This window comes from Candidatus Binatia bacterium, from assembly GCA_029248525.1.
Taxonomy (GTDB): Bacteria; Desulfobacterota; Binatia; order UBA12015; family UBA12015; genus UBA12015.
On sequence record JAQWJE010000039.1, the window covers coordinates 98,164 to 122,500 of the forward strand.

Annotated in this window: 17 protein-coding genes; 7 read left to right on the forward strand and 10 right to left on the reverse strand. The window is 59.5% G+C overall.

The window, feature by feature from the left end; all coding sequences use genetic code 11:
- The first annotated feature begins 1 nt into the window (after window position 1).
- Window positions 2-1,195: a YhjD/YihY/BrkB family envelope integrity protein gene (locus P8K07_08570; protein MDG1958576.1), complete on the forward strand. Its 1,194-nt coding sequence runs from the start codon at window positions 2-4 to the stop codon at window positions 1,193-1,195.
- 38 nt (window positions 1,196-1,233) lie between these two features.
- Here P8K07_08570 and P8K07_08575 read toward each other — a convergent pair whose 3' ends face one another.
- Complete coding sequence (locus P8K07_08575) at window positions 1,234-2,955, reverse strand: acyl-CoA dehydrogenase family protein (protein MDG1958577.1); 1,722 nt, start codon at window positions 2,953-2,955, stop codon at window positions 1,234-1,236.
- 149 nt (window positions 2,956-3,104) lie between these two features.
- Here P8K07_08575 and P8K07_08580 point away from each other — a divergent pair, with 149 nt between their 5' ends.
- Window positions 3,105-4,286, forward strand: coding sequence for an FIST N-terminal domain-containing protein (locus P8K07_08580; GenBank protein MDG1958578.1), 1,182 nt, complete (start codon window positions 3,105-3,107; stop codon window positions 4,284-4,286).
- On the opposite strand, the gene P8K07_08585 is transcribed toward P8K07_08580, so the two are convergent.
- Both P8K07_08585 and P8K07_08590 read right to left on the reverse strand, forming a co-directional pair.
- Window positions 4,283-6,346 carry a sulfatase gene (locus tag P8K07_08585; protein ID MDG1958579.1) on the reverse strand — a complete coding sequence of 688 codons (2,064 nt, stop codon included), beginning with the start codon at window positions 6,344-6,346 and terminating at the stop codon, window positions 4,283-4,285. The two genes, P8K07_08580 and P8K07_08585, sit on opposite strands and share 4 nt — an antisense overlap.
- Window positions 6,347-6,353: 7 nt before the next feature.
- A complete protein-coding gene (locus tag P8K07_08590; GenBank protein ID MDG1958580.1) occupies window positions 6,354-7,166 on the reverse strand; it encodes a hypothetical protein in 813 nt (270 codons plus the stop codon).
- A gap of 89 nt (window positions 7,167-7,255) precedes the next feature.
- Between P8K07_08590 and P8K07_08595 the strand changes: the two genes are divergently transcribed.
- Window positions 7,256-9,271: a S8 family serine peptidase gene (locus P8K07_08595; protein MDG1958581.1), complete on the forward strand. Its 2,016-nt coding sequence runs from the start codon at window positions 7,256-7,258 to the stop codon at window positions 9,269-9,271.
- Here P8K07_08595 and rfbD read toward each other — a convergent pair.
- The 5 genes from rfbD to P8K07_08620 are packed head-to-tail and all read right to left on the reverse strand — an operon-like array spanning window position 9,262 to window position 14,247.
- Complete coding sequence (gene rfbD / locus P8K07_08600; GenBank protein ID MDG1958582.1) at window positions 9,262-10,101, reverse strand: dTDP-4-dehydrorhamnose reductase; 840 nt, start codon at window positions 10,099-10,101, stop codon at window positions 9,262-9,264. The genes P8K07_08595 and rfbD overlap by 10 nt on opposite strands.
- On the reverse strand, window positions 10,098-10,661 hold the full coding sequence (rfbC, locus tag P8K07_08605) for a dTDP-4-dehydrorhamnose 3,5-epimerase (GenBank protein MDG1958583.1): 564 nt from the start codon (window positions 10,659-10,661) through the stop codon (window positions 10,098-10,100). Before rfbC ends, rfbD begins: the two co-directional genes overlap by 4 nt.
- A complete protein-coding gene (rfbA, locus tag P8K07_08610) occupies window positions 10,658-11,551 on the reverse strand; it encodes a glucose-1-phosphate thymidylyltransferase RfbA (protein MDG1958584.1) in 894 nt (297 codons plus the stop codon). The genes rfbC and rfbA overlap by 4 nt, the downstream gene beginning before the upstream one ends.
- Complete coding sequence (gene rfbB, locus P8K07_08615; protein MDG1958585.1) at window positions 11,548-12,633, reverse strand: dTDP-glucose 4,6-dehydratase; 1,086 nt, start codon at window positions 12,631-12,633, stop codon at window positions 11,548-11,550. The genes rfbA and rfbB overlap by 4 nt, the downstream gene beginning before the upstream one ends.
- A gap of 60 nt (window positions 12,634-12,693) precedes the next feature.
- The gene (locus tag P8K07_08620) at window positions 12,694-14,247 is read right to left on the reverse strand and encodes a DUF4301 family protein (protein ID MDG1958586.1); all 1,554 of its coding nucleotides are present in this window, start codon (window positions 14,245-14,247) and stop codon (window positions 12,694-12,696) included.
- 97 nt (window positions 14,248-14,344) lie between these two features.
- Here P8K07_08620 and P8K07_08625 point away from each other — a divergent pair, with 97 nt between their 5' ends.
- Window positions 14,345-14,980 (forward strand): TetR/AcrR family transcriptional regulator, encoded by a 636-nt coding sequence (locus P8K07_08625; protein ID MDG1958587.1) that lies wholly within the window; start codon window positions 14,345-14,347, stop codon window positions 14,978-14,980.
- 55 nt (window positions 14,981-15,035) lie between these two features.
- Here the strand turns inward: P8K07_08625 and P8K07_08630 are convergent, their stop codons facing one another.
- Together P8K07_08630 and sufT are read right to left on the reverse strand one after the other, a co-directional pair.
- On the reverse strand, window positions 15,036-16,361 hold the full coding sequence (locus tag P8K07_08630; protein MDG1958588.1) for a citrate synthase: 1,326 nt from the start codon (window positions 16,359-16,361) through the stop codon (window positions 15,036-15,038).
- 6 nt (window positions 16,362-16,367) lie between these two features.
- On the reverse strand, window positions 16,368-16,934 hold the full coding sequence (gene sufT, locus P8K07_08635; protein ID MDG1958589.1) for a putative Fe-S cluster assembly protein SufT: 567 nt from the start codon (window positions 16,932-16,934) through the stop codon (window positions 16,368-16,370).
- Window positions 16,935-17,287: 353 nt separating this feature from the next.
- On the opposite strand from sufT, the gene P8K07_08640 reads away from it, so the two are divergent.
- The 3 genes from P8K07_08640 to P8K07_08650 are packed head-to-tail and all read left to right on the forward strand — an operon-like array spanning window position 17,288 to window position 24,334.
- Complete coding sequence (locus P8K07_08640) at window positions 17,288-20,356, forward strand: sulfatase-like hydrolase/transferase (protein MDG1958590.1); 3,069 nt, start codon at window positions 17,288-17,290, stop codon at window positions 20,354-20,356.
- Between the two features lie 59 nt (window positions 20,357-20,415).
- A complete protein-coding gene (locus P8K07_08645; protein ID MDG1958591.1) occupies window positions 20,416-22,479 on the forward strand; it encodes a hypothetical protein in 2,064 nt (687 codons plus the stop codon).
- A gap of 43 nt (window positions 22,480-22,522) precedes the next feature.
- The gene (locus P8K07_08650) at window positions 22,523-24,334 is read left to right on the forward strand and encodes a glycoside hydrolase family 15 protein (GenBank protein ID MDG1958592.1); all 1,812 of its coding nucleotides are present in this window, start codon (window positions 22,523-22,525) and stop codon (window positions 24,332-24,334) included.
- Window positions 24,335-24,337: the final 3 nt, after the last annotated feature.

Below are 24,337 nucleotides of genomic sequence, written 5' to 3' on the forward strand. Positions count from 1 at the left end.
GATGCGTTTATTTAGCTTTCTCTATCGATGGGCGAGACGTTTTTACGAGGACGGTTGTCTGCTCCACGCGTCGGCATTGGCGTATACAACGATGCTATCGATCGTGCCGGTGCTGGCGCTGATGTTTGCGGCCCTGAAAGGACTCGGCGTGGAGTCCCATCTCGAAGATCTGCTCTTGCAGCGGCTGTCCTTGAGTCAGGAAGTTGCCACCCAGATTACGGAATTTGTTTCCCGAGCGAACGTGGGAACTCTAGGCACAATGGGTGCCATAGCCTTGTTCGGCTCGGTGCTTTCGGTGCTCGGCAGTGTCGAGTCGAGTTTCAACTATATTTGGCGAGTCCGGGCGGGCCGGCCCTTGCTCCGCAAGATCACGGATTACGTCTCGGTGATTATTCTGGCGCCATTTCTGATGGTGGCAGCAACCGGAGTGACTTCCTTCGTGCTGCAACAAGAACTCATGCACGAGGCCTTGGCCCGTCCGGTCCTCGGGGAGGCCTGGCGTAGCCTTCTTCCACTGGTGCCCTATCTTTGTAACGTCATTGCCATCGGGTTCCTTTATGTGGTCATGCCGAACCGGCGGCCTCAGCCTCGAGCGCTATTATTTTCGGCACTCTTTGCCGGGATTGCCTGGCAGTTGGTGCAAATCGGTTACGTGCGACTGCAGGTCGGTGTCGCGAGCTATAACGCGATCTACGGTGCCCTGGCGCAATTGCCGGTGACCTTGGTCTGGATGTACGTCAGCTGGGCAATCGTGCTCGCCGGGGCGGAACTCGCGGCCTGCCTGGAGTTGGGCGGCGCGGAAGGTGCGGGCCGACGTGTCAGCCGGCGACCACTGGCCTTGGCATTCCTTGTAGAGGCGGCCCGAAGGCTCCGATCGGGTGAGGGTCCGACAGATCCCGCCGAGGTCAGCCGCCAATTGGGTGTCGATCGGGTCGATGTCTGCGAGGCAGTCGAGGCTATGGAGGACGTTGGTCTGGTGCTGCCTGTCGAGGGCGCCAACGGTCGCTACCTCCTGGCACGTGACCCGGCCTCCATTTCACTGGCCGAGGTCTTCACAGTGTTTGCAGGGGATGGCTTGCCACTATTCCTTGATGGAGCCGTCGCAGGTGAGTTGGCTCGGGAGGCCACCGTCAACGAATCGGAGCTGCGGACGCATTCACTGGCGGATTTAGTGAAGCCTGACATCGAAAGTTGATGGCCTGGCTTCAGCTGATTTTTTCCTTACCGAACGATTCAGAGTCCGAGAATCTTGTCATAGCGAGCGAGTCGGGTCGCATCACCGCTGAGAATGCGCTTGGCGTTGAACTCGACCTCCAGCATCTTGCGATTGATATAGGCCTCGGCCAAGGCACCTTTTTCCTCGGACGCATCAGCTTGGAAGAGGAGCTCGGTGCCGACCATGACCGAAATGATCATGTCGCAGATCCGTTTGGAGTTCAGCATCGCGTAGGAAATGTCTTCGAGCATCGTCGGTAGCGCGTTGCCGATGTCGGCAATGCCCTGGTTAAGCTGGGCCACTTGCTCCGGATGATTTTTGCGCAGGGATTTCAGGTCCTGCACGAGGCTGGCGAGTGCCGGGTCCAGAGCACCCTTGCCCATTTCCTTGAGCGCGAAGCTGGCTTGAATCTCCGATGTGCCTTCGTAGATCGTCGTGATGATCGAGTCCACGTGGTAGTGCGCGGCTGATGACTCTGCCATGAAGCCACTGCCCCCATGGATCTGAATACCCCGCCGGGAAACGTCATTGGCGACCTCAGTCGCGAGATATTTGCAGAGGGGAGTCAGGAAGCGAAGTAACTGCTGTCCGGACTCGAGTTCCGCTTGCAGGGTCACACGGTCGGTTTCATAGTCCTCGCGGTCAGATGCGAGGTATATTTCGGTTGCCTCCATCCGATCGGAAAGGGCGGCTGTTCGATAAAGCAGGGCGCGCGCGGCCTCGATTTCCATGGCCATCTGCGACAGCATGGATTTGATCAGAGGTTGCTGAATGATCGGAATACCGAATTGAACGCGGTCGGCCGCGTGAGCGCGCGCCTGGCGGTAGGCGGCCTCGGCGATGCCGAGACCCTGTGCCGCAACTCCGAGGCGTGCGGCATTCATCAAATCGAGCATCGCCCGGAAGCCGTTGCCGCGTTCGCCGAGCAGGAAGGCTTCCGCGTGATCGAATTCGACGGCGCAAGTGGGTGAACCGTGCAAACCCATCTTTTCTTCCACGCGAGAGACGCTGACTGTGTTTTTGCTTCCGTCGGGCAGGGTGACCGGGCAGAGCATCAGGTTCAGGCCGTTGGTGGTGCCCTTTGACTGGGCGTACGTTTCCGCATCGCGTGCGAGAACCAGATGGACTTCCGCCCCTCCGTTCGTGATGTAAATTTTGCCGCCATCAATAAACCAACGTCCGTCGGTCAATTCGGCTTTCGTCGAGATGCTGCCCAGATCGGAACCTGCCTGCGGCTCGGTCAGATCCATGCACCCTGCGATCTCTCCCGACGCAAATTTCGGGAGGTAGCGCTGTTTGATTTCCTCGCTGCCGTATTTCTGGATGTCCGACGCCGCGCCAGCCGAGAGCCCGACGATCGTCATCAGGCTTGTGTCGGCTCTCGAGAGCATTTCCAGGTAGAAAATATTCAGGAGGTTCGGGAGGCCATAGCCGCCATATTCCGGCTTGAGCATCATGCAGGTCAGACCGGCATCTCGGAGCCGGTTGTACCCGGCCACGATATGCGCAGGTTTCTGAACATCTCCGTCTTTCAATACGACTTCATCGTGCCATGCCGGCTTCGAGTCGGTCTCGATATCTTCGCAAATATCACCGAGGGAGGAGAGAACAGTTTTGTAAGTTTCGAGTTCCTCGCCGAGATCGACCGCCTCGGGTGATTTCAGACGGAAGAATCCCTCCCAGTCGACGCGTTTTTCGAGGAATATTGAGATGTCTTTGTGGAAAAATTCAGAACTCATAATAGTTATCTCCTGTCAGCCTCTCAAGACTACCACGCCCGGCCGGTGTGGCCACCCTCGGGATTACGTTCCGGGCTCATTTTCTGTGGGCAAAAAGTCGAGGCACTTCCGGGTTGCTCCGGGCGCGCTGTTGCCGTACCCAACGGTCGGTGAAGTGGTGTTCTGCGTTATCGACTGACGAGAATCTTGTCAGCGCCACACGTTCGGTGGTCGACGAGGTCCATGCGGGTATGGGCTCTCTTGAGCCGAATCTCGTGTTGATCTTCGTGTCCGAACAGCACGATTCGCACTACCGAGAGGTCGCGGCGCTGGTTGGCGGCGAGTTTCCCGCAGCTCTGATCGTGGGCTGCACGGCAGGGGGCGTGATCGGCGGGGGGCAAGAAAAGGAATCTACCTGCGCACTTTCGCTGACCGCGGCTTCGTTGCCCGGCGTGACGTTGCGTCCCTTTCATATCGATGCCGAGGAACTGCCCGAGGCGGAGCGAGCGCCCGCGTTTTGGGAGGGCCGCTTCGGTTCTCCTCCCGATGAGACACCTTGCTTCCTTTTGTTTTCCGACCCGTATTCGATGAATATCGAGCGTCTGGTCGAGGGACTGGAGGCCGCCTATCCGGGCGTGCCTGCCATCGGGGGGATCGCCAGTGGTGGTCGTGCCCCCGGCGAAAATCTTCTCTATATCGGTAGTGATGTTCACCGCAGCGGGGCTGTGGGGATCGGTTTCTCGGGGAATATTACTCTCGAGACTGTGGTCTCTCAGGGTTGTCGACCGGTCGGCCTGCCGATGTTTGTCACTCGTTCGCGCGAAAATATATTGTTCGAACTCGATGGCCGGCCGGCTCTGCACGTTGCCGAGGAAGTCGTCGAGGGACTTGACGCGGGCGATCAAGCTGCCGCGAAGGGATCGTTGCTTCTGGGACTCGGGATGGGCGATGGGCAAGGACCTTTTAACAGAGGCGATTTTCTTGTGCGCAACCTTGTCGGTCGCGATGAGCCGTCTGGCGCTCTCGTTGTGGGCGCGATGCTGAGCGACAAGCAGGTCGTCCAGTTTCATTTGCGTGACGCCGGCGCGGCCAGAGAGGACCTGGCGGAGCGACTCGGGCGCGTAGGTTCGGATTTCTCGGGAGCCTTGCTCTTCTCCTGCTTGAGCCGTGGCGCCGGACTGTATGGGGTCTCGGATCATGATTCCGATCAGGTCCGCGCGCACTGCGGTGCGATCCCGGTTGCGGGATTTTTTGCCAACGGGGAAATCGGTCCGGTGGGTGGAGAAACCTTCGTGCACGGCTACACGAGTGTCATCGGTCTGTTTCGCAGCCGCGATGAGGCAACAATCTAATCCAGATAACCAAGCGCACGGAGGGACTCCTCCATCCGCTGCGGGATGCCCTGCGTTTCGCTGGTGCCGTTCGGGTTGCCTGCGCTCGCCTCGGCGAGCGCGGCCCGGATCGCCGAGCTTTCTCGTTTGTGGTCGTCGAGGACCTTCTGACGATCGGCGGGCAAGCTGGGGCTCTTGATCGTATGCCACTCGAACGGGTCGGTCTTTAATTCGTAATTTCGAGTTTCAGCGCGTGTGGATGTGGACTTCCATTCGCGGTTGCGGGCTCCGATTGCATCATTTTGATACCATGCAAAAAATACATCCCGGTCATCTGGAATGGGTGTCCCGGACATCGCAGAGCGCAGGCTTTCGCCTTGGCCCTGGGCGAGTTCCGGAAGGTTCAGAAGGTCAAGAAGGGTCGGGGCGACATCGGTCAGGCTGACGCTTCCGGGTATACGGACATCCGCAGGCACCCCCGGCCCGCGCAGGATCAGCGGGATCCTGAGTTGCTCATCGTGGTGCGCAAATCCGTGGCCGGGCAGACTATGTTCGCCGAAGGATTCGCCGTGGTCCGATAGGAGTACGATGAGCGTATTGTCCATCAGTCCCGTCTCCTCGAGGACGGTGAGAAGTCCATCCACCAAAGAGTCGGCCTCGCGAATGGTTCGATCATATCGATCGACATTTTTATGTTGGACGTCGGGCACGTAGGGCGGCGGCCCTCCCTCCGCCCAATGGTTGTCGCCGCGGAACATCGCGTCGAATTCAGGGCTCGAGTCGTAAGGATCATGCGTCTGGTAAGTGTGCAGGAAAAGAAAGAATTGTTGCTCGCGATTTTCTCGCAGATAGGAAGCTGCATTCGCAAAGCTGGTCGGGCCGAGTTTTTCTTGCACCACCGACCGCTCGGTAAATGCGTCGAAGCCGCGCCAGAAACCAAACAACCCCGAGATCAAGGCATTCTCGGTAATCGCGTCTGTTTGGTAGCCGGCATCTCGCAGGTTTTCTGCGAGGGTGGTGATCGAACTCCCCGGACTCAAACGGCCGCGGGTGGGTTGGGCCTCGGGGTAGAGGCCTGTGAACAGGGACAGGTGGGAGACATCCGTTTGCGGAAACGTACTGAAGGCTTCGAGGAAGGTGGTTCCCTCGGCGATCAGTCGTGTGTCGATGGTGGGTGTGGTTTGGCGGGGATAGCCGTATCCCGACATATGATCCGCGCGCAGCGTGTCCAGAGAGACCATCAGAAGGTTTGGCCGCACGGATGGACCGGGCGTTTTCACAAGGATCTCCGGCCATGCCCAGATCCCTTTTGTCGAGGGTTCCCCCTGCAGCGAGCGCACTTCCAACCGGAGTCGACAGTTGAGTCCGCCTTTGGAAATCCCGACGCGTGCTTGCTCCCAGGAATCACCCGAGCCGTCGATACGTTGCTCCGTGTCGAGGATGAGCATGGACGCTCGTCCGTCGCAGTTCAAGCTGGCCTGGTATCGGAGCTGCGGCCTGGCGTGGCCGGCAGCCGGTTTTGTCGATCCGAAAAAGAGCCGAATCTCCGACCCGTTTGGTAGGGGGAAGCTCTCGCTTTCTTGCACGCTCGGGCTTGGTTGCGTCAAGAATACCCGAGCGTTGACGAATCCTGTGACCTCGGCCCCACGCTCGTCGCGAATGGAGATCGTGTAGCCATCCTTCCCCTCGTCGAGGGACCATCCGCTCTCGAGGCGCCGCCAGAAAACCTTTTCGCGCAATGTCCCGGCGAGGCTCGGAACATCGGTTCCGAGCGAGGTGAAGGTCTGAATGCTGAGGTTGGCGCGCGGAATGTCTTCGGACGCGATGTCGAGTTTGAATTGAGCGACCCCGTCAACGAGAGGAACGCCGGTTTTCTCGATATGGAGATCCTCGGCGAGTACGCCCAGGACGGGTCTGGCTGTGGCCCCGATGATCGCACGAGCGACAGGCTGGCCCTGCGGTAACCCGAAGCGCTCAGGCCCGAGCCGTTCCTGAACCACCCATCGCGGCTCCGGTTCGCTGCAGCCGCTGTTGAGCAGGAAGGCGGTGGCGACGGCAGCGATGGCGTGAATCCACTTCATCAGCTTCCTACTTTCGCAGATACAGGCTGGCTGCGGACACCCGGGTGTCTCCTCGCCAAGTTTCGAGACGAAAGGCAAGCTCCCCATCTGCGCCATCGAGTTCTTTCACGCGGAAGTCCAATTCTTCCCCGGGCCCGCTAAACGCACGTATCTTCACGCCGCTGACCTTGATGATCTCCGGCAGGGAGCCATCGGCGCGAGCGGCATAGGCGCGCCTGGTTGCGTCGATCTGGGTTTGCAGAAGCAGAGTCGCCGGAAAGACCGGTTGCCTCGGAAAGTGATCGGCGTAGATGGCAGACTCGGACGGAAGTCGAAACGAGGCGCTGAATCCTTCACCGGCAATCACCGGCTGGCACGTGATCTCGGGCTCGTAATCCTCGGGAACCACTGGTGGCCGGGGTGGTATTCCTGCCCCGCAGAGAAGCTCATAAAGATTTTCGATGCGTGCCTTGTCATCAAATTCCTCAATCGGGAGGAGGGGCCCAATCGCTCGCTGCAGGGTCAGGCAGACCTCGCCATCGCAATTGGCGGATCCTTGGTAGGAGATGGCTTGATGCCGAATCGAAGTCACCTTCACCTCGATTTCGATCGGCATACCGGCGCGGGGGACTCGGAAGACTTCGACCAGGCCCGCGGACGCAGCAACTGGCCGGTAGTCGAATTTCAGCTGCGGCATAGCCGTCCACGAAGCGAGTTGCCCGACGGCTTCTACCAGCAGGCCAAGCGGGAGGACTTCGGTCGGGAAAGAAGGCCGGTGAATTCCTTCGGCGCGCTCACCCGGACGAATGCATGTGATTTGATCAACCAGTTGGAAAGACATTTCTACAAGCCTGAAAATGCTTTAGCATAAAATTCTGGAGGTTCTCGATTGTGTGCAGACCTCCGGAGCGGATCGAGGCAAGTTCAACTATGAAACTTCAGAAGAATCCAGTGGTTCGGGGCATTTGGGCTCTGGCGTTCTGCGTCATTCTGCCAGTGAGCGCGATAGCGGGGGATGGTCTCGAGCGCGCGTTGGCCAAGGGCGAAGAGGTGCGAGTGCTGGTGCGCATGGCGTTGCCTGAGGCGCCTTCCAAGGCACGCGGCATGAGCCGGGAGACCGGACGGCGTGAGCGTATCGCCCGGGCGGGGCGTCGCGTGGCAGAGCGGCTTGGTCGGCGAGGCTCTGCTCGTGTGGTACGTCGTTTCTCAGACGTCCCCTGGATGGCGCTCGCCGCCGATGCGAGTGCGGTGGCCGCTCTAAGAGCCTCTCCCGACGTGACTTATGTCGGTCTGGACCGCCTCGAGCGTATTTCTCTTCTGGAATCGACGCCCTTGATCGGCGCTACAAAACTGAACCAGGAAGGACTTCGCGGCAAGGGATGGTCCATCGCGATCATTGATACCGGGGTGGATGCAAGCCACCCATTTTTGGGCGGCCGGGTCGTGCGCGAGGCTTGTTTCTCCCTCGAGGGTAGCTGTCCTGACGGTTCTACCCAAATGATCGGTCCAGGGGCCGCCGAACCCTGTGACTTCGCGCCCGATGCCTGCGCGCACGGGACACACGTGGCGGGCGCGGCGGCCGGCAGCGGACGGACCGGGTTCGGGGTGGCGCCAGAGTCCGATCTGATCGCGATTCAGATTTTCACCGAATTTACAGGCGAGGATTGCGAAGACGCCGGGGAGGACCCGTGCGCGCTGTCCTACCTCTCGGACATCGCGCTGGCGCTGGAGCATGTCTACTCCCTGCGCAACGAGATGCCAATCGCGGCCGTGAACCTCAGTCTGGGTGGCGATTTGTTCTCGTCCGTCAGCGAATGCGAGGCGGCAGATCCCCGCACCGAGATCGTGGGCCTGTTGCGGGATGCAGGGATCGCTGTGGTTGCAGCGGCCGGGAACGAGGGTTCCTCCGATTCGCTGACGACTCCGGCCTGTCTGGGGGATGTGTTGAGCGTATCGTCGAGCACGGATGCGGACGATATCTCGTCTTTCTCGAACACCGCGCCTTTTTTGGACTTCTTCGCGCCCGGGGACCGGATCGTATCGGCATTCCCGGGCGGTTCATATCGTTCCGCATCGGGATCCTCGCAGGCCACGCCACATATCTCAGGCGCCTACGCGCTTCTCTTTGAAGGTCTGGGGCGCTCCGAACTTGAGCTCGCGACTGAAGCTCTGCGTGTATCTGGCGTGCCGATCGTCGACTCTCTATCTGGCAACAGTTTTCCCCGAGTGCAGCTCGATTCGGCGATCGAGCTGCTCGAGAGGGATCGCCGCGCGACTGGTCTGCAAATTACTCCCGATCGGAAGCGGACGTTGCTCAGCAAGGATCTTGCGAACGAGAGATGGGCGATCGTGCTGAATGCGGATGACGGCACGGTCTCGGGGAATGTTTTTCTCGACAATGGCGGCGAACCCGCCTTCGTTTCGTGCGAGGGGATAGGTGACGACGGGGCAGCTGATCCGGCAAGCCGGCAACTGCGATTTGCATGCGAGGGCGCGCCCAAATGTGCCGGGGCCTGCTCGACGGAAGATTGGGCTGCGCTTGGTTCGGTCGAACTTCCGGGGGCCTTCTTCCTCCCCCGGGATCGGTACCCCTTGCCGTCGCGCACGACTCGCAACGGAGCGGCGGCCTCGGATTCCAGTGCAGGTGTTCGGGAGATCAAGTCTCGCGGTCGAACCTTGATCAGCAAGGACGCCGGCGGCAAGCGCTGGGCCATCGCCTGGAACGAGGACGGTACAGTTACCGGCAACGTCTACGACCCTGCCGGAGGGCCGCCCCAATTTGTCTGGTGCGCTCCGCTTGGCGACGATGGAAATAGTTCGTTGGCGGATCGAGTCTACCGGTTCCGGTGCGAAGGAGCCGACCCGTGTTTTGCCGATACCTGTGGTCCCGATACGTGGACGAATATCGGGGAGGTTGCCTTGCCCGGGTCTTTCTTTCAGCCCTGAGGGACTTCTTCGAGCTTGGCGCAGAAAGTTGCCAGGCCCTCTTGCCAGCTCGGCAGTTCAATCGGCGGATTGCGACTCGTACTGAGGGGGGCATAAGCCGGGCGGTGGGCCGGTCTGGGAAATGCTTCGGTGGCTACTGGCGAGACCTCGACATCGATTTTCAGGTTCTCGAGCAGCGCTCGGGTAAAGTGGAACCAACTCGTCTCTCCTCGACCAGCCATATGCCATGTCCCATAAGCGGTTTGGGTCATCAGCCGCGCGATTCCTTCCGCGAGATGCGGCGCGTAGGTCGGCGATCCTATCTGGTCGTCAACCACTCGCAGGGGCCCGTTGGCCGCCAGGCGGATCATGGTGCGTGGAAAGTTGTTTCCCTGTTCGTGGAACACCCATGCGGTGCGTACGATATGGTGGCGCGGGTTGATCCTCCTCACAGCTTCTTCGCCTGCGAGCTTGCTGGCCCCATAGACGGAACGAGGCCGGGGCGTGTCGGTTTCGACGTAGGGTCGGCCGGTTTCTCCGTCGAAAACGTAATCGGTGGAGACATGAACCAAAATGGATTGGCAGGCTGCGGTCGCGACTGCCAGATTTCGGGGGCCTATGGCATTTGTGCGATAGGCCGCCGCGATATCGGTTTCGCTCCTGTCAACCTGATTCCAGGCCGCCGCGTTGACGACGATATCCGGGCTGTGTCGGCCGATCATCTCGGCGACGTTCTCCGCGTTGGCGATATCGAGAGTCTTTCGACTGCAAGCAACGACTTCGTGATCGCGGAGAGCTTCGGGGAGGGATCGGCCCAGCTGGCCGTCGGCACCTGCGACCAGGATTTTCATGGCTGCTTGATCCAGGCCTTTTGCAAATCCATCTCCCAGTCGGCCAGCGGTTTACCGACGCGATCCTTTTCGGAAAGAATGGGCTCTCCCACAGGCCAGATTACGCCCACGGCGGGGTCATTCCACAAGAGACAGAGTTCATGGCTCGGGTCATAGATATCCGAGCATTTATATTCGACCTGCGCCGTGTCGCTGAGGACGCAGAATCCGTGCGCGAAGCCGATGGGTACATAAATTTGCCGGAAGTTTTCCGCCGATAATTCAACCGAGAGCCACTCGCCGAAGGTCGACGAATCGGGTCGAATGTCCACGACGACGTCGAGGATCGAGCCTTCGATTGCCCGGACCAATTTCGCCTGCGGGTGCGACAGTTGAGCGTGCAGTCCGCGCAAGGTGTCACGACAACTCCGGGAGTGATTGTCCTGAACAAAGGTCGCCTCGATTCCGGCCTCGAAATAGCGGTCGGCATGGTAGGTCTCGACGAAGAAGCCCCGGTCGTCGCCGTGAACTTTGGGGTCAATCAAAAGGACTCCAGCAAGTTTTGTTGTGGCGACTTTCACCCCTCGGGTCCTTCCTGTGCGAGCATTCGGATGAGGTACTGACCATAGGAGGTCTTGGCTAGCGGCTGGGCGAGTCTCTCGACGTCCTCGGCCGAGATATAGCCTTTGCGCCAGGCGATCTCCTCGAGGCAAGCCACCTTCAAACCCTGACGTTCCTCGATCGCCTGGATGAAGTTCCCTGCCTGCAGCAAAGCCTCGTGTGTGCCCGTATCCAGCCAGGCAAGCCCGCGTCCCATGCGTTCGACCTGAAGCGAACCGTCTTCGAGGTATTTGCGATTGATGTCGGTGATTTCCAACTCGCCCCGAGGCGAAGGCGCCAGATTCCGGGCCAGGTCCACAATCCGGTGATCGTAAAAATAGAGACCGGTGACAGCCCACGAAGACTGCGGGTGCGAGGGCTTCTCTTCCAGACCAACGGCGCTGCCGGAGGAATCGAATTCCACCACCCCGTAGCGCTCGGGGTCCGATACCCAATAGCCGAATACGGTGGCGCCATCCTCGCGCTGGCTGGCGCGTTGGAGCATGTCGGTAAGCCCCTGTCCGTAAAAAATATTGTCTCCGAGAGCGAGAGCTACGCGTCCACCCTGAAGAAATTTCTCGCCGATCAGAAATGCCTGAGCGATCCCTTCCGGGCGTTCCTGGACTGCATATTCCAACTTGAGACCGAGTTCGGAGCCGTCGCCGAGCAACCGCTGGAAGGCGTCTTGCTCGTGAGGCGTCGTGATGACCAGGATCTCGCGAATCGAAGCCAGCATGAGTGTCGACAGAGGGTAATAGACCATCGGCTTGTCGTAGATGGGCAGCAGCTGCTTGCTGGTGGCGCGAGTAACGGGATGCAGGCGCGTGCCGGCTCCCCCTGCCAGGAGAATTCCGCGAATCGGTGTACTCATGAGCGACTCCCGAGGCCCAGCCGGGCCCGATCGTATTGGTCTTGTTGTACCTGCTGACACCATTCCGGGTTGTCGAGGTACCATTGCACCGTCGAGCGAAAGCCCTCACTCACGCCGACCGAAGGCTCCCACTTCAGCTCACGGGCCGCCTTGCTGCCATCAATGGCGTAGCGGCGGTCGTGTCCGGGGCGGTCGGTCACAAACTTGCGGAGCTCGCGGTAGTCGTTCAGGCCGCGCTTTTGCAAGGATGGATTTTGTGCGGCTGGTCTTTGCTCCTCCAACAGGCTGCAGAGAGCGTCGATCACCTCGAGATTGGTACGTTCGCCGCCGCCACCCAGATTGTATTTCTCGCCCGGTTGGCCGCGGTGCAGGACGTTCAGAATGCCGTCGCAATGATCTTCGACGTAGATCCAGTCGCGCACGTTGCTGCCATCGCCGTAGACCGGAAGATCAATGCCCTCGAGGGCGTTCAGGATCATCAAGGGAATCAATTTTTCGGGGAACTGGAAAGGGCCGTAGTTATTGGAACAGTTCGTGAGAAGTGTCGGCACGCCGTACGTATGAAACCAGGCGCGCACCAGATGGTCCGCCGAGGCTTTGCTGGCTGCGTAGGGGGAGTTCGGCGCGTAGGGCGTGGTTTCTGCAAAAGAACCTTCCGGACCGAGACTCCCATAGACTTCGTCCGTCGAGACGTGCAAAAAACGAAACTGTGCCTGCTCGGAATCGTTCAGCTTGGTCAGGAGTTGTCGGGACGCCTCAAGTAATTGGAAAGTTCCCAGAATATTGGTTTTCAGAAACTCGTCCGGACTCTCAATCGAGCGATCTACGTGCGATTCGGCTGCAAAATTCAGGATCCAGCGGGGTTTTTCGGCAAGCACCAACGCGCGGGTCTTGTCGGGGTCAGCGATATCACCTTCGACCACCTCGAGACGTTCCGGATCGAGGCCGGCGAGCGAGATCGGGTTGCCCGCATAGGTGAATTTGTCGAGGACGAGGATTCGTGCGGCTGTCCTCTGCAAAGCCAGGCGGACAAAATTGGCGCCGATGAATCCGGCTCCGCCTGTGACGAGCATTGTTTCCATGCCAGACGATATACCCGAGGTCCGGGAAGCCTGCCACCGCCGCAGTCGTTTGACTGGCGCTCAAGGCAGGGGAGCGTGGCCCTGGCCCAGCAAATCCAGCAGAGATTTCACTGGCTGGAACGTCTCTCGAGGCACCTCGACGAACACCGTGGTCCAGCGGGCCATCGACCCATTCCAGAGGCCGGGATGCTCAAGCGCGCGCAGGTCGCGACCTTCACTGGATTTTTGCGCGACAAATACGGCGTTGTGATCGACGAAGTCGGCCAGACGGAAAGCCTCCCCGTCGGATTTTCGTAATGAGCAGACCATATCGGTGGGATTGAAATGCGTGGCGGCATCAAGGTGCCGGGTCTGGCTGACTTCGTCGGGATCAATCTCGGCGGTTTCGACGATCTGCAACGAGAGACGATGGTCGTCGCCGCGGACCCAGAAGGGGCCGCCTCCGGGGTCTCCCGTATTCGCGACGACGCCACAGACCCGCATGGGGCGGGCGCGGACCTCGGCAAGGAGTACCTCCTCGCGTGCGTCGCTCTGGATTCCGAGGTCGTTGCGAATGAACTGCGCCGCCTGCGCCCGGAGGTCGGCATCTTCAGGTGCTGCTTTGAGGCGATCGATCCAGAGCCCCGTGTCCCGCTCCAATTGAGCAAGCAGACCGCCGAGAATCCGTCGCCAGGCCAGAATCTGTGCGCGCCGATCCTCGGGAACGATATTGTCGATGTTCTTGATGAAGACAAAGTCCGCGGGCAGTTGGTCGAGGTTTCGAATCAAGGAGCCATGCCCCCCCGGTCGAAAAAGCAGACTCCCATCGCGCTGCCGAAATAATTCGCCATTTTCGTCCAGAGCAATGGTGTCTGTGGCCATTGACTGAGTCGAGAAGCTGACGTCGAGCCGGGATTGAGAGGATGCTTCGACTGCGGCGCGTCTGAGATCGAGTGTCTCGCTGAAGCGCTGCTGGTGTTGCGGTGAGACCGTGAAGTGACATCGCGCGAGACCGCTCTTGTCGGGCAGGAGCTCGGCAGCTTCTCGGAGATGTTCTTCGAAGGCCGTCCGAGCGCCGGAGGCGTAAAGGTGAAATGGGAGCAGCCCCTTTGGTTCCGCTGGAAGGTTGAGGCCGGTCGGCTCGAGGAGAATGCGGGCCAGCTGCGTATAGTCGCCCTGCGCCAACTGTTCAGCCAGTGGGGGTGCCTCCGTCTTGCAAGCCTGGCGCAGGGCTTCCCGGATGGCCAGATGATCGATCTGCTCGAACATGGTGAGGAGATCGTGGTCTTCCTCGTAGTTGGATGCGTGCAGGCTGGAACGACTCAGGGGCCGCCCGCTGCTCAACGCGGCCAGAAAGCTCTTGAACATTCGGGAGGCGGCGCCGGAGGCGGGTACAAAAGAGAGATAGCGGCCGCTCATGGCGGCGCGATCGAACTCGGCGCTGCAGGCCTCCTTCTCGGCTTCGGATAGTTGCCGAATGCCATCGCCGAGAGTCGCCGGCCGATCCAGGTCCCGATAAGTCGCTCGACCCGCGAGCAGGGCCCGCTGCCGCTCGATCTCGTCCGGGGAGAGTTCGTGCGCTTCGATGAGCGCATGGTCGGCGTCGCTGAGCTTGAGGGGCCGTCTATCAATCATGTGCGAGCGAGATAACACGTCGGGTGGGCCCGGGAAATGGGTTCGTTTTGGCCGTGGCGTGCTGTTTGGTAGATGGATAGCTTCTGGTGCCCCAACCATGAGCAATGACAAGGAATTGATATCCACAGACCCGGAGGATGGCGGTGGAACTGCCACTCGAATTCTGGATGCTGCGGAAGGGCTGTTTGCGGACGCGGGCTTCGCGGGGGTGTCGGTGCGGGAGATTGCCGGCGCGGTGGGCTTGAATCAGGCGAGCATTTATAACCATTTCTCGAGCAAGCGAGCACTCTACGAGGCGGTTCTCGATCGCGGCTTTACACCCCTGCGCGATACTCTTGCGGCCGCAGCCCTGTCTCTTGACGAACCGGGGGCCGGAGACCGACTTTTGGAAGAGCTCTCGGAGCAGCTTTGGCGCTCACCGAATCTGCCTCGACTGATCCAACGCGAAATTCTCGATGACGGAGAATATCTCGAACGTCTGTCAGAGCAGTGGTTGCGGCCAATTTACGAAGAAGGTCGAGCCGCGATGGAGAAATCCGCCTGGGCGGCCAGCTGGGATAGTGATTCTGACTCTTTGATCATCCTTCTGATGTACCACTTGATTTTTGGGTACTTTTTCTCGGCTCCGCTGACCCGACGGGTTCTTGGCGTCGAACCGTCATCGGAGGCGATGCGCCATCGTCAGATCGAGTTTCTGAAGCTGGCGGCGCAACGCCTCATGGTCACACGCTGAAGCGGCTGACGACCCACTTTTTTGCGGATCGCATTCCGCTTGGAGGTAAAGGGGCCTAGATAGCGCCCTTGATCTCGGTTTCGCCGGGTCCGACCTCGGTTCGCTGTTCCAACGAGACGTAGTCCCGCGGAGCAGCCCCGATATAGAGTTGTTTGGGTCGGACAATCCGCATATTCGGATCGTCGAGCGCTTCCGCCCATTGCGCCACCCAACCGGAGGTGCGGGCGATCGCGAAAAGGACCGTGAACATATTGGTCGGAAAGCCCATCGCTTCATAGATGATTCCCGAGTAGAAATCGACGTTCGGGTAGAGCTTCCTCTTGATGAAATACTCGTCTTCGAGAGCGATCCGTTCCAACTCGAGGGCGATGTCGATGATCGGGTTTTTGCCGGTAGCCTCGAAGACCTGATAGGCGATCTGCTTGATGATCTTCGCTCGCGGGTCGTAGTTCTTGTAGACACGGTGTCCGAAACCTTCGAGTCGCAACTCACCGTCCTTGACCCTTTTGATCATCTCGGGCACACGATTGACCGAGCCGATCTCGCGCAACATGCGCACGGCAGCTTCGTTGGCACCGCCGTGCCGCGGTCCGGACAACGCGGCGGCGGCCGCGGCGACCACAGAGTAGGGATCGGCATGCGAACTGCCGACGGTGCGTGCGGCTGTCGCCGAGCAATTCTGCTCATGGTCGGCATGGAGAATGAAGAGCACGTCGAGAGCCCGCTCCAAAATTGGGTCCGGACGGTACTTCAGTTCGGTCATCTTGAAGAGCATGGAGAGGAAGTTGCCGGTGTAGGACAATTCGTTGTCGGGCGAAACGTAGGGGAGGCCCTTGGAATGTCGGAATGCCATCGCGGCGATGGTCGGAATTTTTGCGATCAGGCGACGCGTTTGCACGCGTCGGGACTCATCATCACCGATGTCCTTTGCTTCCGGATAAAACGTCGAGAGTGCGCCGACGGTGCCGATCAGAATCCCCATGGGGTGGGCATCGTAGCGGAAGCCCTCGATAAAGTTTTTCACGTTCTCGTGCACAATGGTGTGCATTTTGAGGTTGTGTTCCCACATCGAGAGATGAGTTGGGGACGGGAGTTCGCCCTTCACGATCAGATAGGCCGTTTCGAGATAGGTCGATTTTTCCGCTATTTGCTCGATCGGGTATCCGCGGTACCGCAAGATGCCCTTCTCGCCGTCGATATAACTTACGGCGCTGCGGCAGGCGGCCGTGTTGGCCAGCGCCGGGTCGAAACTGACCAGACCGGGACTGTCGTCGTCCAGGCGAATCTGGGACAGGTCGGAGGCCTGAATGGAGTTCTCGTCGATCGGGAGCTCAAACTGCTTGCCAGTTCGATTGTCTGTAACGGTAAGGGTATCGGGCATCCTAATTTACTCCATGCCTAGTTTCGCGCGGCCTTCCGGCGAGATCATATTCGGGTTCCAAACGGGAGCCCAGACGATTTCAACTTCTGCTTCTTCCACTCCGGGAATATTGAGGATTTTGTAACGCGCATCGGCCGCAATGGTGTCTCCCATCCCGCATCCGGGCGCGGTCAGGGTCATTTTGACATCGACCTTATGGCGTCCCTCATCGATCGGTTCGGCACTCAGGTCATAGACGAGCCCCAGATCCACGATGTTGACGGGAATTTCAGGATCGTAGCAGGTCCGCAGTTCAACCCAGATGCGCGACTCCAACTCTTCCCCGGCGAGAGGATCTTCGGTGGATGCCGGTGCTTCGGGAGCGGCTTCCCGTTTTTGCCCAACAGCGTCGGCATCTCTCTCGGATATGCGGACCAAGCCGCCATAATCCGGCACGCTGAGGGTGTAGGAGCTGCCCAGGGCCTGCGTGATTACCGCGCGGGTTCCCTTGGGGATCAGGACGGTGTGCCCGGCGGGCACAATCACGGCTTCACAATCTCGTGAAAGTTCGATCCAATCGGTTGATTCACTCATTTGGTCTGATTCCCGATGTTGGCGAGAGAAAAGTGCATTTTCGCTCGGCTTTTCGAGGGGCCACCTGGTCAAAACGACGAACAACCCGGGGGAAGCCCTCACCGGTAGCTTACCGAACGCGGCCCCTTGTTGCCACTTTTGGGGATTTCATCAGCCGATTTATAGAGTGCGACATAGTGCTTGCCGATCGAGTCGACGGGCCCATCGGAACATGTATTGCCCGGAGGGCATCTGGCCGATAGTCTCTCCGAGTTCCGTTGTTTTCGTTCACTTTTTCCATGGCTTCGATCTTCCAGATATCACCTGCCTCGGCTTTGGACTCGATGCGCCCCGAGCGCTGAGGGAATCCGTTCATGAACATGCTGCTCCAGTTCCTCGCCATCGTTGTTTTGATGGTGCTTACCAATCGCTTTGTGGGAGAACCTCTCAAGAACCGCCTGAGCGGTTTCTTCAAACTGCTCCTTACAGTCGGGATGGTCTACCACCTGCTGCTCTGGCCAGTGAGCGATGGAGCCGGGGAGAAGGTCCCCGCCTGGGATCTGATGGTCGATCTGCTCCGGAATATCGATCCCGTCGTCTTCTGGACTTTCGCCGGAATCGGCGCTGTCGTCCGTTTTCTCGGCGTGGTCGCCTCGATGTATCGTTGGCAATTGGTACTTCGGGGCCAGAGGATCGAACTCCCGTTTTGGCATATTCTGGGAGCTTTTCTTATCGGCCGTGCGATCGGCTTCTTTCTACCCAGCACGGCCGGGTTGGACGGCTACAAGCTCTATGATGCATCGAGGTTCAGCGGGCGCACCGTCGAGGTAACGGCGGGAACCGTGTTGGAGAAGGTTCTTGGAATTACGGGAATCTTCCTTACCTATCTTGTGGCTCTGCCCTTCGGAATGTCGATATTCGGGGAGAATGCTCTGACGGTGGCGATGATCACGGTGCCGTTGGCTTTGGGCATCATTGCCGGGCTGCTGACCCTTTTATGGTTCCCCGGGGTCATCCAGTGGGTCATCGAGACGGTTCCAATCCCCGCCAAGGCCCAGATCCAGGGCGTGATTCTGCGAACCTCGGCGGCGGCTGCCGCCTATCGTAACCAGAAGCCGCTGGTTCTCTTGATGTTGTTGATGAGTTTTCTCGTGCATTTCTGCACCGCGGCGATGTATTTCTTCATGGCGATTGCCGTTGGTGCCGGGGCGGAGGCCGTGTTCTGGCCCGTCGTGTTCGGCTCGGCGATCCAGATTTTCGCTACCGTCATCGGGCCCACGATCGGCGGGATCGGCATTCGAGAAGCGGCTCAGGTCCTGACGCTAGGCGCTTTGCTGGGCCCGATCGTCGCTGCCGTTTCCGCAACTCTCGGTTTTTGGGTAGGCGAGGTTCCAACTCTCTTCGGGTTTGTGTTCTGGATGGTGCGCGGCCCCGATTATACGCCGAGCTATTGTCGCGTGAACGGCGAACAAGTGGACTACGAGGAAACCGCGCGGATGGCGGTGGAACTCGAGAGCACCGGCGAGCGCGAGGCGCGTGAAGCCCTCGAGGCGGCAGGAGAATCGTCGAGCGCAGCCGTTCTCCCGCAGCCGAGACGGCTATTTCTGGCGGCCGGTTTGGGTATGGGTGCGGGCATTCTCGCCGGGATCCTGATTGGTTGTGTTGAGGCCGCGGTGATTGGCTCGGGCGGATTCGGTCCGGAATCTCAGGTGCTCTGGTATGGTCCGCTTGTCTACGCTCTGATCCTCGGTGGTTTGGGCACGGCGGGCGGCGCCGTCCTGAGCGTCCTTCCCATGCGCGAGGAGGAAGTGCGCGGGTGGGTTCCTACCCTCGGATTTGCGGCTACTTTGGTCCCGCTGGGGTTGGCCGTTCTGCTGTTCCGGGTTCGGCGGGATGTCTATCTCGAGCAAATGCCCCCGCTTCCGGTTTTATTGGCGATCCTGGGCGGGGCTGCTGTGCTGGCCATCGTGATTCTCGCTTTCGGTCGCCGTTTTTTCCGGTCGCCGCTGGGCGCAGTCGCACGGCCGGGGCCCGCGATTTTACTTCTCCTCACCGTGATGGGCGCCGGAGCGATTTTCGGGCCGAGCGAAACGACGGCCATTGTCGAGGTCCGCGACGAGATTCCGGAGCACCTGAAAGATCGCCCCAATGTCGTTCTGGTCATCGCCGATACTCTGCGGGCGGATCATCTCGGTTCCTACGGGGATACCCGTGGGCTGACACCCAACCTCGATGCCATGGCAGATGAGGGAACCGTTTGGCAGGCGTTTGGGCAGTCCTCCTGGACCAAGCCCTCGGTGGCGACGATTCTCACGTCTCTATATGCGGCCTCGCACGGGGCGATGAGCAAACCTGCGATTTTACCGGATGTGGTCACGATTGCGGATGCCCTTCAGAGTGAAGGCTATGCGACCTCCGGCTTTGTTTCGAATATCAACCTCGCACCTTCATTCAACTTCCAGCAAGGGTTCGATGAATACACATATTACGCGCCGGACTATCTCTTTGGTGCCGAGGAATCTTCGTCGAAGCTGGTGATCTACAGCATTCTGCGCGTCGTGAATTTCAAGATGCAGAAATCCCAGTGGGTGGAGCAGTACTATCAAGATTCCCGGACCGTCAATGCGGATGCCCTCGAGTGGTTGTCTCGACATAAGGACGACCGATTCTTCACCTTGATCCATTATATGGATCCGCACGATCCATATTTTGTGCATCCCTACGAAGGCCGCGGCATCGCACGCGTCGACAACCAGAATCCGGACCCGGATCAGGCAACGGAAATGCTGGAGCTCTATGCCGGAGAAATTCAGTACATGGACGAGAGCTTCGGTGCGCTTCGCGACCAGCTGCGCGAGCACGGTATCTATGACAATACCCTGATCGTATTTACCGCCGACCATGGCGAGGAGTTCCAGGAACATGGTGGCTGGTGGCACGGAACGACGCTCTATGAGGAGCAGGTTGCGGTGCCATTGATTGCTAAATTTCCCGCCGGAAGTCTGGTGCCAGCGAGGCCCGGGGGCGTTGGTCGGCTGCTTGACGTTGCCCCGACGATTCTGGCGGCTTCGGGCATCGAGATTCCTGCCGAGTGGCAGGGTGCTGATCTGGCGCTGCCGATCCCCTCGAACCGAGTGGCTTTCGCGGAAGAGGATCACGAAGGCAATATTATCACGGCGGTCCGGAATGCGCGGCTGAAGTTGATCCGCGCCAATCCGGGCAACCCCCGAGGCCTCCCGGAAGTTGAGCTCTTTGATCTGCAGAAAGACCCCGGCGAGCAACTGGATATCGCTGCGGATCGGCGTATCGAAGTCGAGGATCTGGACCGGGAGATTGTGGCGATCACGACGGGTGCTGCCGAGGAAGCGGTGGCAAACGAAGGTGAGGTCCAAATGGATGATGCCACCCGGGACAGGCTGCGGGCCCTGGGATATATCGAATAGACCAGGGGTCCGGAACGTCAGCATTTCCCGGCCGCCACGTTATGCGTTAGGTTGCGTCTGTGCGTTTCAATACCGCTCTGGCGGCGATACTCCTGCTCGCTTCTTCGACGTTCATGATGCGCTCGGTGCTGGATGCACCAGCATCCTTGCTCCAAGCTGCGTCCGACGGAACCCCGAGCCTTTCGAAATGGGAGACCATCGGGCACGCCGATCAGGAAATGGTGGTCGCGTTGGTCGTCCGCAATGCCGACCTGATGACCTCCAATCTCGGCGGCCTGCAAGGGTTCGGACAATGCTTCCCGTTTCCAGCGAGTTACACTCTCGGCGAGCACGGATTCGCGGAAGGATTGCTGGCGGCGATTCCCTGGGTGCTCACGGGCGAGCCGATCCTTTCGTATAATTTCATGCTCTGGATAGGGTATTTCCTTTCCGGTTTCAGCATGTTCCTTTTGGTCCGAAATTTTACCGGAGATGCTCGAGCGGGTTTGTTGGGCGGGCTTTTTCTGCAGTGGGTTCCCGGGCGGATTGTGGACGGCGGGCATCCATTTCTGCATGCAGAATTCTGGCTGCCGCTCGCGCTGCTATGCCTTCATCGGCTCTTTGTGACCGGAAGGGTTCGTGCAGCAGCGGGCGTCGCCTTTTTCCTCGGCATGCAGGCCTTGGGGAGTTTTTATCTGATTCTTGGCGTGATCCCGGTGGTTCTCGTTTATGTGCCCTTTTTGTTCTGGCGGCATCGGGAACATCGGTGGAAGGCGCTGGGCTTGAGTCTGGCTGCCGGTTCGTTCGTGGCGGTTGTGGGCCTTTGGGTCTTGTTGCCGTACCTCGAGACGCGAGAGGCATGGTCGGTATTGGGCGGGCGCGAGTCGCTCCTGCTGCCTCTTGAAGCCTTCTTGCCGGGTCAATACTCTTTTCCCGGCTGGATTTTCGCCAGTCTGATCTTGCTCGGCATTGCGGATCGTTTTCGCGGGCCACGCTCGTGTGATGGCGAAGATCCTCGTCTGGTCATGTTGCTCGCCTCAGGAATTATTCTGAGCTGCTCGACCTACGGTCTGCGGATTCCGGGTACGGATATTGTCGTTCCGTCCGTTCTCGCACTCCTGTCGGGAACGGTACCGGGGCTTGATGCGGTTCGAGCATTGGGCGTCATGAGCAATATTCTCTGGGTGCCCCTGGCCTGGATCGCCGGCTACGGCGCGCGGGCCGTTCTGGAGAACTTCAGCCTACGCCTGCAGGGGGCCTTGTTTGTGGCGCTGGCGCTCGTGGTAGGGGCTATCCGCTTCTGGCCGCCTCTTGCCGTCGCGAACTTCGGGCGACCGCTTGCCGTCGAGTCCCGCAATGTGAGGCCATCGGAAGAGGATATCGCATTGGTTCGTTCCCGACGAGCTTCAGCCTTGCTGCATGTCCCGATGGCCAAGCGAGGGCCTGACTTGCCCACGGGGACCGCCAGTGCTCAGTTGCTTTTGGGGAGTTTCTCTCCGAGTCCGACGACGAGTTGCTACAACTCATTTGCCTCTCCTTTTGCCAGCCAGATCGGGCAATTGGCGCAACGACTGCCGCGCGCCAGTTCGAGCGAGGCTCTGTCCGCATTGGGCATCGATACTGTGCTTTTTCACAGAAGCGAATCTACCGTTCGCCACGAGCAGTGGTTTGAGGACCACTTCCGTGAGTCGCCGGAGGCCGCTGCACGTGTCGTGTCGTTGGGCGAGACCGAGACTCTGAGCGGCTACCGCCTGAATGGCAGGCTTCCGACGACCTCATCGAGCAGCGTTCTGCATCGGGGGATGGCTTACGAGCAGCTTTGGAAGGATCCGGACTCCCGCACCGTCAGCTTCTGGGTCCGCAATCGAGGACGCGAGGTGTATCTGGAGCCCGAGCCTCGGAAATTACGAGAAGGTTATATCATGTGGGTGGACGAGGCCGGTGCGCCCGTCTCGCGCGTGCCGGTAATGTTTCTGATGCCGATCGCGCTCGCGCCCGGCGAGCGGATGGCTTTGAATATCGACGTCGAACCGCCGCCGGGAGATGACGTTCATCTTGGGTACCTGAGTCTCCGCGGTGGAAAATGGAAGGGAATCGCATTGGCTCGGGTCCGCCGCGAGAGCGAATCTCTCCCGAGTGATTGAGGACTATCGGAGGCGGGTACGCCAACGCAGAGAGTAGGTAGAAATGTCTTATCAACCAATCGAGAACTACGGAATTATCGGGAACCTTGAGACGGTCGCTCTGGTCGGCAAGAACGCGTCGATTGATTTCATGTGTTTTCCGGACTTCGATTCGCCATCAGTTTTCGGGGGCCTTCTCGACGCTGCGGGCGGTGGAAATTTCTCCGTGGAGGTCGATCTCAGAGATGCCCGACATACCCAACTCTACCTTCCCGAAACCAATGTTCTGCTGACGCGATTTCTGGCCGATTGCGGCGTGGCGGAGGTCAGTGATTTTATGCCGATCGACGCCGAACCGGGTCGTTGCGCATTGGTGCGCCGAATTCGCACGGTACGCGGTTCGGTGCGTTTCCGGATTCGTTGTGCGCCGCGCTTCGACTATGGGCGGGCGACCCATGATACAGAACTGGATTCGGGTGGGGTCGTCTTCCGTTCCCGGGGGGCGGACGGTACGGCACTCCGGCTCAGGAGTCCGCATGCGATGCGAGTGGTGGATGGAGCCGCGGTTCTGGAGGTGGAGCTGTGCGCCGGGGAATCACTTCATCTGCTGCTTGAGGGCGCCGAGAGCAAGGCCGAGAGCATGGGGGACGTCGCGGCATTTTGTGATGCCGCCTTCGATGAGACAGTGCGCTACTGGCGGTCGTGGTCGGAGCGTTCAAACTATCAGGGCCGTTGGCGCGAGATGGTGCAACGCTCGGCCTTGACGCTGAAGCTGCTCACGTCAAGGAAATACGGGTCGTTGGTTGCCGCTCCCACGTTGGGGCTTCCCGAGAGTATCGGCGGGGAACGCAATTGGGACTACCGCTATACGTGGATCCGGGATTCGGCTTTTACCGTCTATGCATTGCTTCGGCTTGGGTACACCGAGGAGGCGGGCAATTTCATGCGGTGGGTGGAGAAGCGTTGCGAGGAGTTGGGACCGGACGGCTCACTGCAGATCATGTACGGGATCGATGGGCGGCATCGGCTGGCGGAGTCCGAACTTGGTCATTGGGAAGGCTACCGCGGTTCTGCGCCGGTCCGTTTGGGCAACGGTGCATTCGATCAACTGCAGCTGGATATTTACGGTGAATTGATCGATTCGATCTACCTCTACGATAAATACGGCACACCGGTCTCCTTCGACTTCTGGGATAATATCGTGCGGCTGGTCGAATGGGTGTGCGCGAACTGGCAGCGAGCGGACGAAGGGATTTGGGAAGTGCGCGGGGGCCAGCAGGAGTTTCTCTACTCCCGTTTAATGTGCTGGGTTGCGATCGATCGAGGGCTACGATTGGCCGACAAACGCTCGCTTCCCGCGCCGATTGCTCGCTGGCGAGATGTGCGTGACGCGATCCATAAGGAGATCGTCGAGGAATTCTGGTCCGAAAAAAAGCAGCACTTTGTGCAATATAAAGGCTCCAGCACGATCGATGCGTCCTGTTTGCTCATGCCGCTGATGCGCTTCATCAGTCCCCGGGACCCGCGCTGGCTCTCCACTCTCGACGGCGTGACCCGCGACCTGGTCGATGACTCGCTTGTGTATCGATACCGCAACGATGAGGCCGCGTCGGACGGGCTGTCCGGGACAGAGGGCACATTCAATATCTGTTCCTTCTGGTACGTGGAATGTCTCTGTCGCTCGGGGCAGGTAGAAAAGGCGCAACTTCTTTTTGAGAAAATGCTTGGGTATGCGAACCACCTCGGCCTTTATTCCGAAGAACTCGGCGCCGCCGGCGAGCATCTGGGTAATTTTCCGCAGGCCTTTACCCATTTGGGTTTGATCAGCGCTGCCTTCAGTTTGAACCGGAATCTGGACGGCGGTTGGCGGCCCTGACCG

Excerpts from the sequence above, each read along its gene's own strand:
- sufT (MDG1958589.1), bottom strand. The coding sequence starts at position 16,934 with ATGAGTGAATCAACCGATTGGATCGAACTTTCACGAGATTGTGAAGCC.
- rfbD (MDG1958582.1), bottom strand. The coding sequence starts at position 10,101 with ATGAAAATCCTGGTCGCAGGTGCCGACGGCCAGCTGGGCCGATCCCTC.
- P8K07_08640 (MDG1958590.1), top strand. The coding sequence starts at position 17,288 with ATGAACATGCTGCTCCAGTTCCTCGCCATCGTTGTTTTGATGGTGCTT.
- P8K07_08650 (MDG1958592.1), top strand. The coding sequence starts at position 22,523 with ATGTCTTATCAACCAATCGAGAACTACGGAATTATCGGGAACCTTGAG.
- P8K07_08575 (MDG1958577.1), bottom strand. The coding sequence starts at position 2,955 with ATGAGTTCTGAATTTTTCCACAAAGACATCTCAATATTCCTCGAAAAA.
- P8K07_08595 (MDG1958581.1), top strand. The coding sequence starts at position 7,256 with ATGAAACTTCAGAAGAATCCAGTGGTTCGGGGCATTTGGGCTCTGGCG.
- rfbB (MDG1958585.1), bottom strand. The coding sequence starts at position 12,633 with ATGGAAACAATGCTCGTCACAGGCGGAGCCGGATTCATCGGCGCCAAT.
- rfbA (MDG1958584.1), bottom strand. The coding sequence starts at position 11,551 with ATGAGTACACCGATTCGCGGAATTCTCCTGGCAGGGGGAGCCGGCACG.
- P8K07_08620 (MDG1958586.1), bottom strand. The coding sequence starts at position 14,247 with ATGATTGATAGACGGCCCCTCAAGCTCAGCGACGCCGACCATGCGCTC.
- P8K07_08590 (MDG1958580.1), bottom strand. The coding sequence starts at position 7,166 with ATGTCTTTCCAACTGGTTGATCAAATCACATGCATTCGTCCGGGTGAG.
- P8K07_08585 (MDG1958579.1), bottom strand. The coding sequence starts at position 6,346 with ATGAAGTGGATTCACGCCATCGCTGCCGTCGCCACCGCCTTCCTGCTC.
- P8K07_08630 (MDG1958588.1), bottom strand. The coding sequence starts at position 16,361 with ATGCCCGATACCCTTACCGTTACAGACAATCGAACTGGCAAGCAGTTT.
- P8K07_08570 (MDG1958576.1), top strand. The coding sequence starts at position 2 with ATGCGTTTATTTAGCTTTCTCTATCGATGGGCGAGACGTTTTTACGAG.
- P8K07_08625 (MDG1958587.1), top strand. The coding sequence starts at position 14,345 with ATGAGCAATGACAAGGAATTGATATCCACAGACCCGGAGGATGGCGGT.